At 49.8% G+C, this 18014-nt stretch carries 16 protein-coding genes; 8 read left to right on the top strand and 8 right to left on the bottom strand.

Annotated elements, in window-relative coordinates; all coding sequences use genetic code 11:
- Window positions 1–95 precede the first annotated feature (95 nt).
- The 7 genes from KXJ70_RS12750 to KXJ70_RS12720 all read left to right on the top strand — a co-directional run bounded on the left by KXJ70_RS12750 (window position 96) and on the right by KXJ70_RS12720 (window position 6688).
- Window positions 96–851 carry an amidohydrolase family protein gene (locus KXJ70_RS12750; RefSeq protein WP_219043896.1) on the top strand — a complete coding sequence of 252 codons (756 nt, stop codon included), beginning with the start codon at window positions 96–98 and terminating at the stop codon, window positions 849–851.
- A 249-nt stretch (window positions 852–1100) separates the two neighbouring features.
- Window positions 1101–2039 (top strand): adenosylcobinamide-phosphate synthase CbiB, encoded by a 939-nt coding sequence (gene cbiB / locus KXJ70_RS12745; protein WP_219043895.1) that lies wholly within the window; start codon window positions 1101–1103, stop codon window positions 2037–2039.
- Window positions 2036–3079 (top strand): aminotransferase class I/II-fold pyridoxal phosphate-dependent enzyme, encoded by a 1044-nt coding sequence (locus tag KXJ70_RS12740; protein WP_219043894.1) that lies wholly within the window; start codon window positions 2036–2038, stop codon window positions 3077–3079. The genes cbiB and KXJ70_RS12740 overlap by 4 nt, the downstream gene beginning before the upstream one ends.
- 12 nt (window positions 3080–3091) lie before the next feature.
- The gene (locus KXJ70_RS12735) at window positions 3092–3454 is read left to right on the top strand and encodes a TfoX/Sxy family protein (protein ID WP_219043893.1); all 363 of its coding nucleotides are present in this window, start codon (window positions 3092–3094) and stop codon (window positions 3452–3454) included.
- 30 nt (window positions 3455–3484) lie between these two features.
- Entirely contained in the window at window positions 3485–3811 is a 327-nt protein-coding gene (locus KXJ70_RS12730) for a BolA family protein (RefSeq protein ID WP_219043892.1), read from the top strand.
- A 7-nt stretch (window positions 3812–3818) separates the two neighbouring features.
- A complete protein-coding gene (trhO, locus tag KXJ70_RS12725) occupies window positions 3819–4769 on the top strand; it encodes an oxygen-dependent tRNA uridine(34) hydroxylase TrhO (protein WP_219043891.1) in 951 nt (316 codons plus the stop codon).
- A 230-nt stretch (window positions 4770–4999) separates the two neighbouring features.
- Window positions 5000–6688: a WS/DGAT/MGAT family O-acyltransferase gene (locus KXJ70_RS12720; protein WP_219043890.1), complete on the top strand. Its 1689-nt coding sequence runs from the start codon at window positions 5000–5002 to the stop codon at window positions 6686–6688.
- A gap of 51 nt (window positions 6689–6739) precedes the next feature.
- On the opposite strand, the gene KXJ70_RS12715 is transcribed toward KXJ70_RS12720, so the two are convergent.
- The 7 genes from KXJ70_RS12715 to KXJ70_RS12685 all read right to left on the bottom strand — a co-directional run bounded on the left by KXJ70_RS12715 (window position 6740) and on the right by KXJ70_RS12685 (window position 15687).
- A complete protein-coding gene (locus KXJ70_RS12715) occupies window positions 6740–7381 on the bottom strand; it encodes a flavin reductase family protein (RefSeq protein WP_219043889.1) in 642 nt (213 codons plus the stop codon).
- 237 nt (window positions 7382–7618) lie between these two features.
- Entirely contained in the window at window positions 7619–9142 is a 1524-nt protein-coding gene (locus KXJ70_RS12710; protein WP_219043888.1) for a sensor domain-containing diguanylate cyclase, read from the bottom strand.
- Window positions 9143–9266: 124 nt separating this feature from the next.
- Window positions 9267–10655 carry a multicopper oxidase family protein gene (locus KXJ70_RS12705; protein ID WP_219043887.1) on the bottom strand — a complete coding sequence of 463 codons (1389 nt, stop codon included), beginning with the start codon at window positions 10653–10655 and terminating at the stop codon, window positions 9267–9269.
- A gap of 24 nt (window positions 10656–10679) precedes the next feature.
- On the bottom strand, window positions 10680–11795 hold the full coding sequence (locus KXJ70_RS12700; protein WP_219043886.1) for a DUF1513 domain-containing protein: 1116 nt from the start codon (window positions 11793–11795) through the stop codon (window positions 10680–10682).
- A gap of 29 nt (window positions 11796–11824) precedes the next feature.
- Window positions 11825–12979, bottom strand: a complete 1155-nt coding sequence (locus KXJ70_RS12695; protein ID WP_219043885.1) for an imelysin family protein — start codon at window positions 12977–12979, stop codon at window positions 11825–11827.
- Complete coding sequence (locus KXJ70_RS12690; protein ID WP_219043884.1) at window positions 12979–14418, bottom strand: di-heme oxidoredictase family protein; 1440 nt, start codon at window positions 14416–14418, stop codon at window positions 12979–12981. Before KXJ70_RS12690 ends, KXJ70_RS12695 begins: the two co-directional genes overlap by 1 nt.
- 3 nt (window positions 14419–14421) lie before the next feature.
- Window positions 14422–15687 (bottom strand): imelysin family protein, encoded by a 1266-nt coding sequence (locus KXJ70_RS12685; RefSeq protein ID WP_219043883.1) that lies wholly within the window; start codon window positions 15685–15687, stop codon window positions 14422–14424.
- Between the two features lie 176 nt (window positions 15688–15863).
- On the opposite strand from KXJ70_RS12685, the gene KXJ70_RS12680 reads away from it, so the two are divergent.
- A complete protein-coding gene (locus KXJ70_RS12680) occupies window positions 15864–16739 on the top strand; it encodes an HpcH/HpaI aldolase/citrate lyase family protein (RefSeq protein ID WP_255558453.1) in 876 nt (291 codons plus the stop codon).
- Between the two features lie 28 nt (window positions 16740–16767).
- On the opposite strand, the gene KXJ70_RS12675 is transcribed toward KXJ70_RS12680, so the two are convergent.
- A complete protein-coding gene (locus tag KXJ70_RS12675) occupies window positions 16768–17778 on the bottom strand; it encodes a YheT family hydrolase (protein WP_219043881.1) in 1011 nt (336 codons plus the stop codon).
- Between the last annotated feature and the right edge of the window lie 236 nt (window positions 17779–18014).

Raw genomic sequence — 18014 nt, 5'->3', positions numbered from 1 at the left:
TGCGAATGTTGATGGGCTTCACGGAATGCCTAAAAATTAATAATAAAAGTAGCGGATACGCAGGCGGAAATACTGCTGGCGGAGGTGAGAGCGGTATGCAGCACATGATTTTTGATGCCCATCTACATATTATTGACCCCGCGTTCCCTCTCGTCAGCAATGATGGGTTTTTGCCTGATGCGTTTACAGTAGACGACTATGTTGGCCAAACCGCGGCTTTAGGTGTTGGCGGTGGCGCAGTTGTTTCTGGTTCCTTTCAGAGTTTTGATCAAAGTTATTTAATCACTGCGCTCGCTGCTTTGGGGCCGACCTTTGTTGGCGTTACACAGCTGCCGTATTCGGTAAGCGATGAAGATCTGTTGTTGCTTGCCAGCCATGGCGTGCGCGCGGTGAGATTTAATTTGCGGCGTGGTGGTTCTGAGAGTAGCGCCTATCTATGTGAGTTTGCTCATCGCGTATACGATTTATTGGGATGGCATATTGAAATCTATGCTGATTGTAAATCGCTAACAGATCTTGCTGGTAAGCTTTGCAAACTTCCCGCCATCAGTATTGATCATCTGGGTTTATCAAAAGAAGGCTTACCGTTGCTGTATCAACTGGCTGAAAGTGGTGCCAAAGTGAAAGCAACAGGATTCGGTCGGGTCGATTTTGCTGTCAGCCAAGCTATAAAGCGCTTGTTTGAAATCAATCCCGATGCCTTGATGTTTGGTACAGACCTCCCGTCAACTCGCTCACCGCGGGCTTTTAATCCCGTTGATATTGAAATTATAGGCAACGCCCTCGGCGATGTTGCCGCTAAAAAAGTCCTTTGGGACAATGCCGCTGCCTTTTATCGTTTAGGCGTCTGAGTTTGAATGGTCTTAGCGGTTGACCACCTTTATAGAGTTCATTAAAGTCCCCGCCACAATATCCTGCTTTTGCTGATTGTCCTGCCAGTGGCTGTTTGCCTGCATGATTTTGACCTCGGGTTCTCAGAGCTAGGTCGCAGTCAGTGTGAATGAGTAAGCTATGGATTTCCCATCCTGTGGTGTAAATGATCAAATGGTCATAAATAAGGCGTTTGCCGCTTTGATGGTTTTGATGGGTAGCGCCGGATAGTGAGTAGTGCAATGTACATTGCCATGGTTTGGTTTAGCGCGCTGTGCTTGGATCGTGTTTTCGGCGAACCGCGGCGTTTTCACCCTTTAGTAGGCTTTGGGTATTTGGCGAAGTGGGTCGAGCTCGGCTTAAATCGAGTAAATTCTGATTTGCTGAAGCGCGGCTTAGGTGTTTTCGCGTGGAGCATATTGGTTCTGCCACCGGTAATTCTAGTGTGCTTATTTCGTGATTACCTTCAGCAATTTTCGGCGCCATTGGTGTTTTTAGTCGATAGCCTTGTGCTCTACTCGGCGATAGGCTGGCGCAGTTTGTGCGAGCATATTCGTCCAGTCGATCGGGCCTTAGCCGCCGACGACTTAGCTGAAGCGCGCTTGAAAATAAGCTATCTAGTCAGTCGTGATACGGCGGAGTTAAACAGCGACCAAATCCTATCGGCTGGTTTGGAGACCAGTCTAGAGAATAGCAGTGACGCCTTATTTGGGTCCATGCTTTGGTATGTGTTAGCTGGCCCTGCTGGGGTAGTTTTGCATCGTTTGGCTAATACCCTGGATGCGATGTGGGGTTACAAAAATGCCCGCTATCGCTATTTTGGTTGGTGGGCTGCCCGCAGCGACGATGTGTTAAATTTTATTCCCGCCCAGCTTACTTCGTTTGGGTTTAGTGTTTTAGCGCTGTCTAAACGTGGCTTTAGATGCTGGTTCAGCCAGGGGTGGCGGTGGAAAAGCATCAATGCCGGCGCCGTTATGGCCAGCGGTGCCGCAGCCTTAAACATCAACTTAGGTGGCGTGGCGACGTATCACGGCGAAACCACAGAGCGACCGATATTGGGCTGTGGTGTGGCACCTAAAGCGGGTGATTTGGAGCGTAGTATCGTCTTGATTAATAAACAATTACTGCTGTGGCTTGTTGTTATGGCACTTGTCGGAGGCCTGTTGTGAGCGACTCTCGGTATGTGGCACCTAGTCACGGTGGTGATCCGCGCAATATACCAGCGAGTGCTTCCGCTCAGCCAATGCTAGATCTGGCAACGGGGGTGAATCCCTGGCTGTGGCCGGTTCCCACACCGCCAGTCGAGTGCTACTCAAAACTGCCGTATTTTAGTGAGGCGCTACAGTCAGCGGCAGCGGCGTACTATGGTGTACCGGCACACTGCTTATTGGCGACGGCTGGCAGTCAGCCGCTGATTCAAGAATTACCTTACCTTGCTGCCAAGGGACGCGTGTTGCTAGCAAAGGTTGGCTACGAAGAACACCGTTATCGCTGGCAATTGGCGGGGCATGAAGTGCTGTGCTTTGATTGTAGCGAACGCGACACAGTAGCCGAGCAAATTCGCCGAGACGCCATTACACATTTAGTGCTCATTAGCCCTAATAACCCAAGTGCGGAGCAAGTGTCGATAGATGACATTCGTTATTGGCGCTCACTTTTGCCGGCCAATGGCTTGCTTGTAGTCGATCAGGCTTTTGGCGACGGCAATCCAGAGAGCGATGTATCGGCATTAGCAGGGGAGCCGGGTATTGTTTTACTGCGTTCAATTGGCAAGTTTTTTGGATTACCTGGGCTTCGCTTAGGCTTTGTGATCGCGGAGTCCGATTTATTATCCGAGTTAGATCGCCGTCTTGGACCCTGGACGGTGAGCGGCGCCGCACAGTGGATAGGGCATCGCGCCTTGGCGGATGTCGAGTGGCAGGGGCAGATGCGGAGTAAATTAGCAGAGGCATCTCAGGCACAAAAAGAATTGCTCGCAGCAACGTTCGCCGATTGCGACGTACGCTGTGTGAGTACAGCTCTGTTCATTACCTTAATTATGCCCTTGGCCCGCGCTCAACGCCTGCAAGCTGAGTGCTATCAAGTTGGCCTGTCAGTGCGGGTTTATCAATGCGATGACCTCGCTTATATGCGTTGGGGCTTAGCGTCCGATTTAGAGGTGTTGGCCGAACGTTTAGGCCAGCTCAATTTAGCTGAACTCGCCGCCTAGCGGAGTCGTTTTATGGCATCTCAATCTGCGTTTATCAGCTATCTTGTGGATCAATTACAGTTAATTGGTCCAGTCGTCGGTCGCAAGATGTTTGGCGGTTACGGCGTGTTTTTAGAGGGCCTGATGTTTGGCTTGATTATGGAAGACACCCTATATTTGAAAATTGATAGCGATAGCAAGCGTGACTTTGAGGCGCTGGGTTTGCCGCCTTTTACGTATCCTCGAGGAAACAAGGAAATCGCACTGTCGTATTATCAAACACCTGAAGAAGCGCTGGATGATCCAGAAATGCTGGGTGTGTGGGCGAATCGTGCCTATCTCGCGGCAATGCGCGCTGCGGCGGAAAAGGGCAAGAAGTCGACTAGGCGTGTATAATACACGCCGATTTATACGCGCGGAGTTCCTATGTCGGTTATTCAAGAAAGCATTACCAGTAAGCTGGCTGCGGCTTTAAACCCGCAGTACCTCGAAGTGGTTAACGAAAGCCACATGCACAGCGTACCGCCAAATTCTGAAACCCATTTTAAGTTAGTGATCGTCGCTTCGGTGTTCAGTGCCAAGCGCAAAGTTGCGCGTCAGCAGAGTGTATACCAACTACTTGCGGAGGAGTTGGCCGGGCCGGTTCATGCCCTGGCAATGCACACCTACAGTCCGGAGGAGTGGCAGAGCAGAGCGGCGCCGGCCCCCGAGTCGCCAAATTGCTTGGGTGGCAGTAAAAAGGAACAAGGTTAAAAAGCATATGGATCAGTTCGTTGTCGCGGCATTATATAAGTTTGTTAGCATTCCTGATTACCACGAGATTCGCGAACCGCTGTTAGAGGTTTGTATTCAAGCTGGTGTCAAAGGCACCCTGCTACTGGCAAATGAAGGTGTAAATGGCACGATTGCTGGCTCGCGCCAGGGCATTGATACAGTACTCGACTACTTGCGTGCAGACAGTCGTCTAGCAAATCTCAGCCACAAAGAGTCCTTCGACACGAACCAACCTTTCTACCGAATGAAGGTGAAGTTGAAGAAAGAAATTGTCACGATGGGGGTCGACGGTATTGATCCCAATGAGGTCGTGGGCAGCTATGTGAAGCCTGCAGATTGGAACGCTTTGATTTCAGACCCCGAAGTATTCCTTATCGATACCCGCAATGATTACGAGGTTGAAATTGGCAGTTTTCGCGGCGCAGTCGATCCTAAAACGACTAGTTTTAGAGAGTTTCCCGAATATGTGCGCGAGCACTACGACCCGCAAAAGCACAAGAAAGTGGCGATGTTTTGCACCGGTGGTATTCGCTGTGAAAAGGCGTCGGCCTTTATGAAGCACGAGGGTTTCGACGAGGTTTACCACTTAGAGGGCGGAATTCTAAAGTACCTAGAAGAAATCCCCGAACAGGAAAGCTTGTGGCAGGGGGAGTGCTTTGTCTTTGATAACCGCGTCGCTGTCACCCATGGTCTGCAAATCGGCGAACATGATCTTTGCCACGGTTGTCGCCGGCCAATAAACAGTGCGGATAAAGCTAGTGAGTACTACGAAGAAGGTGTGACCTGCCCAGCGTGTTTTGATGTGGTAACAGAGGACCAAAAAAAGCGCTTTCGCGATCGCCAAAAGCAGGTTGAGTTGGCGCGATTAAGAAACGAAGAGCACGTTGGTGCGCCGCCGCCAGCACGTCAGCGCAAGGCACGCATAGAGAAACCTTAAGTACGCTGCGCGTTGGTTAAGCCTTCTAATACCTGTTGAATACGAGTGCAAGTCGAATTTGCAGGTATATCTAGTAACATTTCTGTGCCCCAATGCGATATCTCATTTGAATTACTTTGATCCTCATTAAATTCATGTACTATGCTTCAATAGCCCGTTTTGTCTGGTCTGTGAGCTAGGGTCTGTGAACAGACCCTTGACGCAATGATTACAATAAGAGGATTTGGTGCATGAAGCAGCTTGGTATTTTGGATACTGCATTTATTAATCTAGAGCACCCTAATACCCCTCAGCATGTTGGTGGTCTCGGTATTTATGACCCGTCAACAGCGCCCGGTGGTTTTGTGCGGTTTAAGGGAGTTATTGCCAATTTTGAGCGTCGTCTGCTCAAGCACACTATTTTCCGTTCGCGTTTGCTGAGAGTGCCCGGCAATGTCGATCGCCCGTATTGGGTGGAAGATGCCAACTTTGACGTTGAATTCCATATTCGCCATATCGCCTTGCCGCAACCAGGTGATTGGCGCCAGCTTTGTATCCTGGTTGCGCGTCTTCATGCGCGCCCCTTGGATATGAATAGGCCGCTTTGGGAGGCTTATATCATAGAGGGTTTGGACAATATCCCAGGTGTACCTAAAGGCGGTTTTGCTATCTACACGAAGATGCACCACTCCTTGGTAGACGGTGCTGGTGGTTCCTCTATCATGTCAGTGATCCATGATCTTGAACCAGATCCAGCTGCAGTGCCGCAGGGGCAGCAAGTCGTAAATGTTGATGTTTCTCCGGGCGCCATGTATTTGACCGCGTCGTCAGCGGTAAATAATGTTAAAAACAGCGTGAAAATGCTGGCCGGCGGTGTTGGTGTTTTGCGCGATTTGGGCAAAATGGCCGTGGGAATGGCGCAAAAGCGAATTCCAATTCCGTCTATTACTTCGCCGAAAACACGCTTTAACACACCGGTGGGACCTTATCGTGTATTTGAAGCAGCAGAATTCCCTTTACAAGATATTAAATTCTTAAAAGATGTTGCCAATGTAAAAATCAACGATGTTGTACTTTGCATTGTTGCCGGTGGCTTGCGGCATTATTTAAAGCATCACAATGAATTACCCGATGAAAGTTTGTCCGTGTCAATTCCACTGGATATGCGTACCCGTCGCGGTATGACTGATGAAAATAATCAGGTCGGATCGGTGTTTGTAGAATTACATACCAATGTGGCTGACCCTCTAGAAAGGCTTAAGGGGGTTTATGCGAGTTCACAGGAAGCCAAGGTGTTTGGTGAAAACTCACCCTTGGTCGACGTGCTCAAACTGGCGGGTGTGTTGTCGCCTGCGCTCACAAAGCCGCTGGTAAATAGCTATTCTAATAATAAATGGACTCGACATTTACCTCTGGGTATTAGCTCGGTTGTCTCTAATGTTGCCGGCCCAACATTCCCGCTTTATTCGGCAGGAGCGCAGATGGTTCGCTATTACGGTTTGGGTTTACTTACGCCAGGTGTCGGTTTATTCCATCTGATCTTTAGCTCCAACGGAATTATGACCATGTCGATTCTGGGTGATCGCGATGCGATGCCCGATCCTGCTTTTTATAGAGAGTGTATTGAAAAATCGTTTACTGAACTTTTGAGCGCTGCGAAATCAAGTCAGTCTGAGAAGAAGCAACCTGCAGTTGCTAAAAAGGCGGTCAAATCAGCGGCGAGTAGCGTGACTAAAACCTCATCTAGAGTACAGGGGGCTTCGGCAGCAAGCACAACAAAGAAAACGGCAACTAAGCGCAGTGCAAAATCCTCGCTCACAACGCCGGTCAAAAAGCCGATTGTTAAAAAAGCAAAAAGCGCCGCGGCAGCAAAACCCGCATCATCTAAAGCGCGAAATGAGGACGAGGGTAACGTGGTCCCCATTAAACTAAGTAACTGAGAATTTGCGAATGGTGTTTTAACGGTGGCGGGCAGTTCATGCCCGCCAAACCTATTTTTCCATGTTAATTTCTTGCGGCCATGAATCAGTTTTTGCGTAGCTAAAACGCATTACTTTTTCAATCACGGCATAGCTGTCGAGGCCTGTCGCGGCGATGGTTCCATTGCTTGCAATATCAATAAAACCATCTTCCGCCAATATATCCTCATTAAGTTCTATTAAATTAATTTCACCAATAATCAAATGCGTGTTGTTTATTGATAGCAATTGATGCTCTACCAGTTTGAGGCCAAGGCGAATAGTAGATTCGGCGACAAACGGTGCGAGAAAGTCACTAAGATATGTTTGTGAAAGACCGCTGGCTGCAAACTCGCTCTGTTCCGCTGGGTAGCGTGCAGAAGTTTGATGTGCCGCCGCGATATCAAATCTATTTACATGATTTAGGGTGTAGTGACCGGTAGTCAGTATGTTGTTAAGGGTGTGTCTCGCACTTTCACTGGGGCGGATGATTAGCCCGATGAGTGCCGGACTGGCCCCTAAGTGAAATACAGACGACATGATTGCCAGATTGGTATTTCCTGTTTGATCTTGACTGCCCACCAGCAGGGCAGGCTTCGCGCCGAGCACGCTATTGATAAACTTACCGCGATACCGTTTTTCCATTTTCGCGATGTCGTCTTGACTAATAATCATCGTGGTCTTGCGTCCTTTAGTTGCTGTTTAAGTCCCGCCCAAAATGCGCTTTGCACAGATTGATAGTCGCGCAATGTATGACGGTTGATGATTAAAATACGCGGTTCTAGCGATCTCGGATTTTTACAATATCTTAAGGGTAGAAATCTGCTTAAGCTTAATCAGCTGCGGCTTGCTAGTAGGGATATTGGGTGGCGGGGAGCTATTTGTCAGAGAGGGGTATTGCTGTGCTATGACTTATTCACTAACTTGATTTCTTCCTTGGTGTTTAGCTCGGTACAGCGCCTCATCAGCTTGAGTTATGAGGGTTTCAGCACTTGATGTTTCACTTATTGCTAGGGTAGCCACACCGGCACTGACTGTTACCCGGTCTGATATAGCACTACCTGAGTGGGGAATATTTTGATTGTCTAAGGCGATGAGGGCACGCTGCGCTAGTTGAAGGGCGAGCGCTTGATTACTGTCGAGTAGGACAACGATAAATTCTTCGCCACCGGTGCGGGCGATAACATCGGTTTCACGGGTGAAGGTTTTACTTAGAATTTTACTGAATTGTTTTAGCACCATGTCGCCGCCATCGTGGCCGTAGGTGTCGTTGTATTGTTTAAAGTAGTCAAGATCAAAGACGATGGCGCTGAGCGGCATTTCCTTGCGCTTTGCGACACGTTGATTAAATTCCAGCTGTTCTTGAAAGTAGCGGCGATTGCCAATGCCGGTCAATGCGTCTTCATAGGAATAAATGGACAATTTTTCTGTGTGTTGAGATACATGTTTTAGAAGTTCGTTGCATTCCTTGACGAGCAGTCCGAGGTCGTCATTGTTTTTATACACTAAGTGTTTATTGTAATTATTGGTTTGGCGAATGATCTGCATAGTGTTAGAGATACGCCGCACCGGCGTAATCATATTGTAATACAGGTATATAAAAACAATGCTCCATGACGCAGCAACGGCGAACATGGCCACCATGAGAGTTGGGCTGAAGGTTTTGTCGTCAAACGCGCGGGGGGCGGTTTTGAATCGCAGCGAAATGAGCGGCTCACCGTCATCGCCGTGAATTTGAGTGAGCAGGGTGTCGTCATTGCTGCGTACACCTAATTCCACGTTGTTTGATTTAAGTTCCTCCTGGAGTGTTTGTTCCGAAATAGCCTGGGCGGATAGTCCCAGAGCTTCCGTAAAGCTTGGAATCATTGTGTGATTTAAGCGACGAACGGCGATATAAACCGAGGGTAGCTTTTTACTACTCCAGCTCGCGTGGCCAGCAGCGTACGCGATAGGCCCATCGGCCTTTGATTTGTATAGTCCCGAAATAGTGGCGAGGTTATGACGTTCCAGTTTAGGCAATATGTGAGCGAGTATCTCGTTCAAGGCCTTTTGCGAGGGTGCTGAATTGTCTCGGTCAACAAATTCGCCCGCCTGAAGAAGCGCATTTTGGCCGCTGTCGTCGGCGAGAATGAAATAGTCCAGCTCTTCGTAACCACCAATCTTGGCAAGATGCTGAATAATTGGCTGCCAATTTATACTGCTGTCGAGAGACTCTAATACACCTGCCGCAGCGTAAATCCGTTTAATACGACCTTCTAAGTTTAGCCGATATCGGTCTAGGGCTTGTTCGAAGCGCTGAATGTCACGCTGATCAGACGCTCGCTCAATCGCTAGAAGGTCGGGGTTGAGAATGTAGTTGCGCGCGAGCAGGGCAAGGACAAAAATGACGATGACATTGCCAGCGATTGTTAACAGCGCGCGCTTTAGAATCGGCATTGTAGTTTTTATCTTGCCCTTGCATAACGGTACGGTAAATTGATAGTAACGCGTAAGCCGCAAGGTGCATAGTACTTGGAGACCTCTCTATTCTGCTTACGTGTCACGCCTTTGTACTCCAAGCCTACGCGATAGTGATATACCCCATTAAGCCGGTTTTCATATGCTCTATAACGTGACAGTGGAACATCCATTTACCTGGGTTATCGGCGACAAAGGCAATTTTTGCCCGCTCGTTCTTTTCTAATAATATGGTGTCGGTATGAAAGGGAGTGATGTCCTTTTTGTCAGACTCAAGCACTGTAAATATTAAGCCGTGCAGATGGATTGGATGGTGGTGGGGGGTGGCGTTGTGGAGTTCGAAAATATAGCTTTTGCCAAGGCTAAGTGTCGCGAGTGGCTCCGGTAAATGTTGATGGCTGTGGTCACTCCATGCGCGGCGATTGATTAGCCAAAAGCTATGATCAACCTGACCTTTTGCGTCGCTCGGTGATAAGGCGCCAGCCCATTCAAATACAAAGCTTAATGACTCTGCTGCACTCAAATTCGGTGCGGGTATCGGGTTGATGGGCAGGGCGGGAATACCGACTTTTTTTGTCGTCTTGGTTTTGGGTGCCACCGTTTTTAAACGGCAGATTTCAACTCCGAATCGACCCTTCATATCGAAAATCGGTATTTCAACACCAATTTCATCGGGGCAAATAAAACCTGCATCGAGCCGCATACCGGCACCAGTTGGGTGAGCATCAAGTGGAAGTGGGGCGGCAATTGGACTTCCGTCGATCGCGATAATGTAAGCGGCATTGCTGCGCATACTTAAATTAAACACTCGGGTGTTATCCATATTGAGAAAGCGCAGGCGCAGTCGCTCACCGGCAGGGACCTCTATTGTGGGTTTCTGCATACCATTCACAGTCGCTACGGTGCCGAGAGTACCATCGCGAAAGGCTTCCCTCGGTATCGACAGCGGCAAATAGCTGCCGTCGTTTTTCAGTCGCCAGTCTTTTAGACCAAGAATGACATCGTGGTAGTCCTGCGGTGTATCTTCTTCAACAATCAGTGCCCCGACTAAACCCTTACCGAGTTGCTCGACACTGTTCATATGGGGGTGGTACCAGAAGGTACCGGCATCTGGGCAGATGAACTCGTACAGGAAACTGTCGCCGGGGGGAATAGGGGGCTGTGTGAGGTTGGGTACACCGTCCATGCTGTTGAGGATTCGGATGCCGTGCCAATGTATGGTGGTGGCTTCGTCGAGCTTGTTAATAAACTTGATACGCAGAAGTTTACCCTGTTTGGCTCGTATCACTGGAGCTGGAAATTGACCGTTAAAGCCCAGAATGTCGGAGTCTCCGCCGCTGGCAATGCGCGCCGTGGCGGACTCCGCCGTTAAAATATAATCGTAGTGCTCACTGCCAGCCTTGTTTGCTGAACTCATGGCGAGTGTCAGTGTTGGCAAATTGGCACCGATTAAGCCAGCAGCAGCGGTTTTGATAAGGGTTCTGCGTTTCATGTGTTCTCCGAGTGCGCCCTGTGTTTACACGCGCAGGGTCAAATGGTTGTCCCAGTGTGTTCCCGCACTGTAAGCGAGCTGGGTCAGAGTGCGTTTACCGGGCACTAATGCCAGGAGTTGACCGTCGCCATTGCTCAAAATAAATTGTTGGTAGGCGGCGTCGTAGACGGCGCCGGCGCAGTCGCGAACTGTCCACACCTGCGCCAAGCTTTGGCTTTGCATATTCCACAAGCAGACCATATTGTCACGCGGACAGCTCGTCACCGCCCATTCGCCGTGATCGTCAATCGATACGCTGGCTATGTAGTCGCGCTGAAAATGCAGTGCTAACCCCGCTGTGTTCATAGCATATAGGGCTTGGCCGCGTCGATGCAGATAGACCAAGGGTTTTTCTGAGGGCAGCTTACCTTGAAACTGCGCACCTACTAAGACACTGCCATCAGGACTGACATCTAAATGGCGCAAGCTGAGTTGAAAGTGGGGGGCGGGGACCTTTTCGATTACCCGCTGGCTGCTCAAATCTAAATAGTGTAACGCCGGTGCGAGGCTGTCGGGGTTCAGCGTTGTTCGGCCTCTACTTGGCAGCGTTTTAATGCCGCCGATGGCGATGACTAGGGTGTCGCCATCGGGCATTAAGGCGAGGTCGTGGGGGCCAATACCTTCGCAATCCATGTGGCCAATGCAGCGATAATTCTGTTCACAATCGTAAACGCCAATACAACCGGCACCGTCGTCATGGATATTATTTTCAGTCGTGTAGAGATAGCGTCCGTCAGCGCTGACGCAGCCGTGGCCGTAATAGTGGTAACCGTCTTCGCTTTGGATGTCGTGTAATACGCTGCCATTGCGGGCGTCGACAACGTATAGCTCGCGGCCGGGGCGGCGCGAGAAAAACAATAATTCCTGACGTTGGCGATGGAAAAAACTGTCGTGGCCGCGATGTTGGATTGGCTGTGAGTACTGCCAGCTGTCTGCCTGCCAAACGCCAATACGGTTGCCGCTGCTGTCGCTAGCGGCACTGAGAACAGGACTGAATTCATTGCCTTGCTTTTCGGTTACCCGCAGCTCTCGGCGGGCAATGATTGCAGCAGGCGCGCATAGCAGCGCGCTACTGGCGATTAAAAAATGACGTCTGTGCATTTCGATACCACCGAAAAAATTAGGTGTGCTTAGTCGCCATCCTTGGAGTTAAACCCGAGGCTGACACCTAGAACCGTCGGTAAATCATTTCGTAGTAGAGCAAGTAAGTTCGTTAATTCAGCATGAAGGCTGAGTATCGCCTGGCGACGTTCAGGTTTATTTGCTATCTCAAACAAGCTGCCGTCTATCGCCGATGCCGCAGCGATACTTTGCTGGAATGCCTTGTTAATGTTGTCACTAAGTTCGCCCTGTTGTTTGACCTCGCGTAGATAGTCGTCAATGCCGTAGCCCTCATTGGCATTAAAGATACCCTTTAGAGCGATTAAGTTGGTGATGATGGCATCCTTGGAGTACTGACTGCGCCACCATTCAAGTTGGTAAACTTGGGTTTGCGCTGGTCTAGCTTCGGTCTCTTGGCCGGTGCCGCTTATCCCTAGCGGTCGTTCAAGCTTGTCTCGTTTTATCAATTCAATACCTGATACTAAGGTGTCTAATAGATAGGCGATCGCGACATTGTCGTCTGGGAACTCAGGGTTTTTGTCTCCCGTTTTACTGAATGTTGAAAGGTAATTGCCGCCATCGATGCGCCAATTATTGTATAGCTCGGCGCTGACGGTGTGCAGGTGTTCGCTAACAGCAACTAGCAGTTCACAGCGACGTTGGCCAAGCTCGTCGATATATCGCTGTGGCGTGCCGGCTTTATTGTCAAACAATAAATATTCTAGGGAAGAAAGACCTTGTACAACGACGCTGGCCTCATCTACGCGCTGCTGTGTTATTGGACCATTTTCCTTTAAAAGGCTTTCAACTTTGCGGGCGATAAGATTTTTCTTGTCTGGCCAAAACTGAATTTTCCATGCTTGGTTGTCCACCATTAGTGGACCAAACTGTATGTTTTGAATACTTGACCATTGCTTAGCGGCGTCTTTCCATTTTGTGCGGGCAAGCTCGAATTGGGGGGCATTGTTGGGTGACTGGCAATACTCTGCCGTAGCAGTGGCGAGCTCTTGGCTGGCAATACTAAAAGATTTATAGCTATCGAGGAAACTCAGCGTGGCAGTATCGATTAGCACTTTAGTGCTTGGTGGAGGGCTGCAGGCCGACATTGCAGCGAGGCTCGCGCCAATAATATATGCGCGTGCTGAATTTTTTCTTAGTGATAATTTAATCGCTGCAAAAATCATTAAAGTGCCTTTAAAAAATGTAAGAGCGCTGCGCGCTCTGATTCTGAAAGTTGTGTGAAACGTGACTTGCTTGCGGCAGCCTCGCCGCCGTGCCAGAGGATAGCCTCTGTAATGGATCGTCCGCGACCATCGTGTAATAAGCGCGCATTGTCTGAATTCTCAGCGCGGATGCCAAGCCCCCAGAGTGGGGCGGTGCGCCATTCAGCGGCGGCGGTGCTATCACTCGAATACTGGTCTGCAAGGCCTGGCCCCATATCGTGCAGAAGTAGATCGCTGTAAGGATAGATGGTTTCAGTAATTACGTTTATTTCTTGGGTATTGCCGCCACCAGCGACTGTGGCAAAGGGGCTTGCGGGTACTTCAATATTAAAGGACGGTATGTGACAAGCCTTACAGCCAATGTGATTAAAAATGGTCTTGCCCTGCAGACTTAGTTCGTCGTGCGCCGCAGCGGGTACCGCTAAGTTTGCAATATAGTCAGTGACGGCATTAAGCAATTTATCGCTAATTTCCATCTCGGCATTTGATGCCTTCCCGCAGTCACTTTCGGAGCACGGTAGCGGCGGATGCCGCGAAGAGGTAATGCCCATATCTTCAAAAAACGCGAGGGCAACTTGCGCGATTAAGCTCTCTTGGGATGCCTTCCAACCAAAGCGTCCTAGCGCTGGAGGTTCGTCATTGCCCCGTACTATATAATTTACGGCGCCAGAGATTCCGTCTTGATTGATGTCGGTCGGGTCACTGTTGGCAATGATATCGTCTGTCTTGATGGCGGCGAGCAAGCCCATGCCGATTAGGGCGGGGGCGAGGCGTGCAGAAGCCGATTTCTGGTTACCATCAACCGCGTAATTGCGCTTCGTTAAAGCGTATTCGCTGCCGTCTGGCAATACAATGTCCTGGGTGATGTCGCGCCACGTGACTCGACCCTCGGGTTCACTGCCGGGGTTTGCCATATCTTGTAGTTGCTCGCCAAAGGTGGGGAACTGTGTGCCCAGCCGTAAAATTAGGCCTAAGCCGTTTTCTGGCAAGCGACCCTGACCATTGCGAATGTGGCAGCTACTGCAGGTGTTGGCGTTGAACAATGGGCCTAAGCCATCTCTAGCTGTCGTTGTCGCAGGCGCGCTGACCCAGGCCTGCGTCGCAAAGCTCTTGCCCACCGCCCACTCGAGTTGCTGCTCAGCGCTTAATTTGGGTTGCGGGCGCTGTAAGCTTTGCCGGCCTCTACTCGCGATGGTAAAGCTTCCACCGGCAAGGTTATAGGCGAGCGGGGCGGCGGTGTGCGCAAGGTGGGGAGACGCGTGTGATGAGATGCTATTTGACGTTGTTATAGGGGCATCTGCCTGGCCGCAGCCAGAGCTTGTCGCGAGTGCGATAGTGATTAGGCCGCCTAGAAGCGGCCCGCGAATGTGGATAATGTTGCCTCGCAGTCTTGCTTGCAAGAACTACAGTCCGCTTGCGTTGGGGTCGATGCCTATCGCGCTGGCGGCTTGTTCAATACTGCGAGTTTGGTCAACTAAAGCACTGAGGATATTGCTGAGTATTTCTTCGCCACGCTTATTACCCTCGGCAATCATCATGTCGAATTTCATTGGTTTTTCTTTTGCTTCCGCTGCATTTGTTAAGACGGTTAAGGCGGTCATGGTTTTGTTTAGCGCTTGGCGGGTTTGTTTGTCGACAGCGGGGTTCGCCTTTGCGACTAAACTACTCAACGAGGGACCGGTGAGTACTGAGCCATCGAGCCGGCGGTATTTACCCAGATACAGATTTTGAATACCTAAGCCATTGTAATAGTGAGACCAGTGGGTGTTATCGCTAAAGCAGTCGTGTTCATCTTCGGTGGAGTTTGCCTCAAGTGATACCTTGATGCGTTCACCGCCTAACTCACCTAAAGATAGTGATCCTATGCCGTAAAACATTCGCGCTAGGATTACCTCGTCTTTCATTGCCAGTAATTCTGCGCGGTAGTTATCTGCAATTTGGGGTGACCACTGCTGACTCATAAAGTGCAAATCTTCGACTAGCAGGGCGGTAACGACTCGGAGGTAATCCGCGCGGCGATCACAGTGCTGGTTTGTGCAGCCTTCGCCGCTGATATAATCGGTATAGGGCCTCCCTCCCGCACCGAGCTCGTGTCCGTTCAGGTCTTGGCCCCAAAGTAGAAATTCGATGGCGTGGTAACCTGTGGTGACATTTGCCGCTGAACCGCCTAGTTCGTGCAGACTGCGCAGCAGTTCAGCATCGATTTTTGTTGCGTCAATCACGTCGCTGCCAATATTTAAGCTGGTGTTGGCAATAATATTGAGCTCACCACCGATATTGCCCAAGGCATAAAAATAGTCCCCGGCAACGTAATCTATTAAGCCTTCGTCTAGCGGCCAGCTATTTAGCTTTCCCTCCCAGTCGTCAACCACTGGGTTGGCGAAGCGAAATACTTCACTTTGTTGATAGGCTTTACGCGCGGTCTTCCATGCATTTTGCGCTGCAATGAGGCTTGCGTGGTCTGGTGCCGCTAAAAAGGCGTTGATGCTGTCTTGCAATGCCTGGCCACTTTTTTCTGCGTCGCTGTATATGGCGAGTGCTAGCTCGGTATATTGAATAGCGACCGCGCGTGTATCACTTTCGCTTATCGCCTGCGTTGCTGCAAACGCAGTGTGAGTGAAAGCGATAAACCCTAAGATACTTAGGATTTGGCGTAACAGAGCTGGCATGGATTGTCTCCGCAGATAATTAACAGTGCAGGCATCAAGCCTGGGTCGTCATTCTACCTGTAGTTGATAATTATTCGCAATTAATGTGTGGCGAAAATTCGCTGCTCTCCGCTTAGATTGGGTCTGCGCTCTTGCCGCTGTGCTAAACTTTCGGCTTTGCCTTGGAGATGCTATACATGGCCACTAATCCTCGTCGCTCAGTCTTGTATATGCCGGGTTCGAACGCCCGTGCACTGGAAAAGGCGCGCAGTCTAGATGCGGATGTGCTTATTTTGGATCTAGAAGATGCGGTATCGCCCGCACAAAAAGCGGTTGCTCGCAATCAAGTATTGGCTGCAGTAACTGAAGGGGGCTACGGTCGTCGCGAACTGGTGGTAAGGATAAATGGCTTTGACACGGAGTGGGGGCGCAAGGATATTGAAGCGTTTGCCAATGCGCCTATTTCGGCGCTTTGCTTGCCTAAAGTTGAGTCGGCAGCAGAAATTCATGCTGTTGTTCAAGTTTTGCAGCAGGCGGGTGCTAATGCCAATCTCAAATTGTGGGCAATGGCTGAAACACCGCGGGGCATTTTAGCGGTCAGTGAGATTGCGGGTGCCCATTCACGTATGGACGCTATCGTGTTGGGAACCTCTGACTTAGCGAAAGACTTGCGTGTCCCCCATACTCCGCAGCGCCTAGGTATGCTCACCTCCCTGGGAATGTGCGTGCTTGCGGCCCGGGCTCACGGTATCGATGTGTTTGATGGGGTTCACTTAGATCTAGACGATGAAAACGGACTGCACAACGCATGTGAGCAGGGCGTCGAGTTAGGCTTTGATGGTAAGACGCTTATTCATCCCAAACAGATTGCGGTGACGAATCAGTTGTTTTCTCCCTCCAGTGACACGCTTGCCCGAGCAGAAAAAATTCGTTTAGCCTGGCAGGCCGCAGAAGCAGAGGGTAAGGGCGTGGTCTTGGTTGATGGTCGCTTAGTAGAGGCGCTCCATGTTGAGGAGGCCGTCCGAGTCTTGGCCATTGCGGAGCAAATCAGTGCCCGAGACGCGGATTTGTAAGGTCTGGCGTTGCCGCTTGCCACAGCGCTCAGGACGCGCCATTTTTTCCGGGTTGCCCGCTGGGGTAGCGGCACAGATTAATAAGCTCTAGTAGGCGACCGTCTAGCCAACTGTCCAGTTGATAATTTTTAACGAAGCCACAATGGCCGCCATACTGCTTAGTTTCAATATGCAAATATTGGCTGGCGGCCAGTCGGCTGAGGTCTTCGGATAAAATGATTGGATCGTCTTGGGCGGCAATAATATGCGCCGGTGATGAGAGACTTGCTAATACGTCATCGGCAATGCAATAGGCTTTAAAATAGTCTTCTGGCGTGGCAAATTGAGTGTGGTTGGGTATGAAGTATTTGTTCATTTCCCGCAGACTTTTTAGTTTGAGTAAATTGTCTTTATAACCAAGCTCAGGATAGAGGCGGATCTTCTTTTGTAGCGATTTTTGCCACTTCCTGACGAAGTATTTTTCGTAGCCCCACCAACCTGTCTCTAGCGCTATCATCGTTTTTGCGGGGTCTACGACAGGGCATATACCAATCGTCTGCTGAATATTTAAGTCGGCTTCAGCTGCCTTTGCCGCGACCCGCAATGCGAAATTTCCGCCCAGTGAAAACCCCGCCAGAAATTGCCACTCATGGGGATACGTAGCGTGAATCGCTTTAATAGCTCCGATTACTTCGTCTAGCCGCGCTGAATTGAAAAGCTCTTTATTTAGGTGATGGCTGGGGCCATGATCTCGTAGGTTTAAGCGGAACACATCATAGCCGGCATTAAAAAAGGTGCCCCCAGCCGATAGCATATAACTAGATTGTGAATTGCCTTCCCAGCCATGAATAAGCGTAACTATTCCTTTGCTTCGCTTTGCTTGGGTAGCAAATTCACCGAGCAATTGGTGGCCATCACCACAATCTAAAATAACGGTCTTGCTCGCGTTGAGCATCGCCTTGGCGCGAGGATAAATACGCAGCCGACGTAATTTAGTCGACGAGAGTAACGTTTGAGCGTGGCAATTTTGTAAGAGCCCCGTTGGAGCGAAGTCGTTCATATGATTATTTTATATCCTGTTCTACGCAATGGCTTGGCCGCGATGCCGGCTGTCTCAATCTGCACTACTGCACATCTCAGATTATGACCTACGCCGAATGGGTGATGTTCCCTAACGCCAGTTCGCTGCGATTATTCGCAGCGCATTTATGGTGTTTGCTAAAAAGTCTGCTAAATATACTAATAAGGCTTTGAAAAGACTCAAATAACAATAATTACGTCAGTATGACATGGGAG

This window comes from Zhongshania aquimaris, from assembly GCF_019312595.1.
Classification (GTDB): domain Bacteria; phylum Pseudomonadota; class Gammaproteobacteria; order Pseudomonadales; family Spongiibacteraceae; genus Spongiibacter; species Spongiibacter aquimaris.
This window is presented reverse-complemented; position numbering and strand designations above follow the sequence as displayed.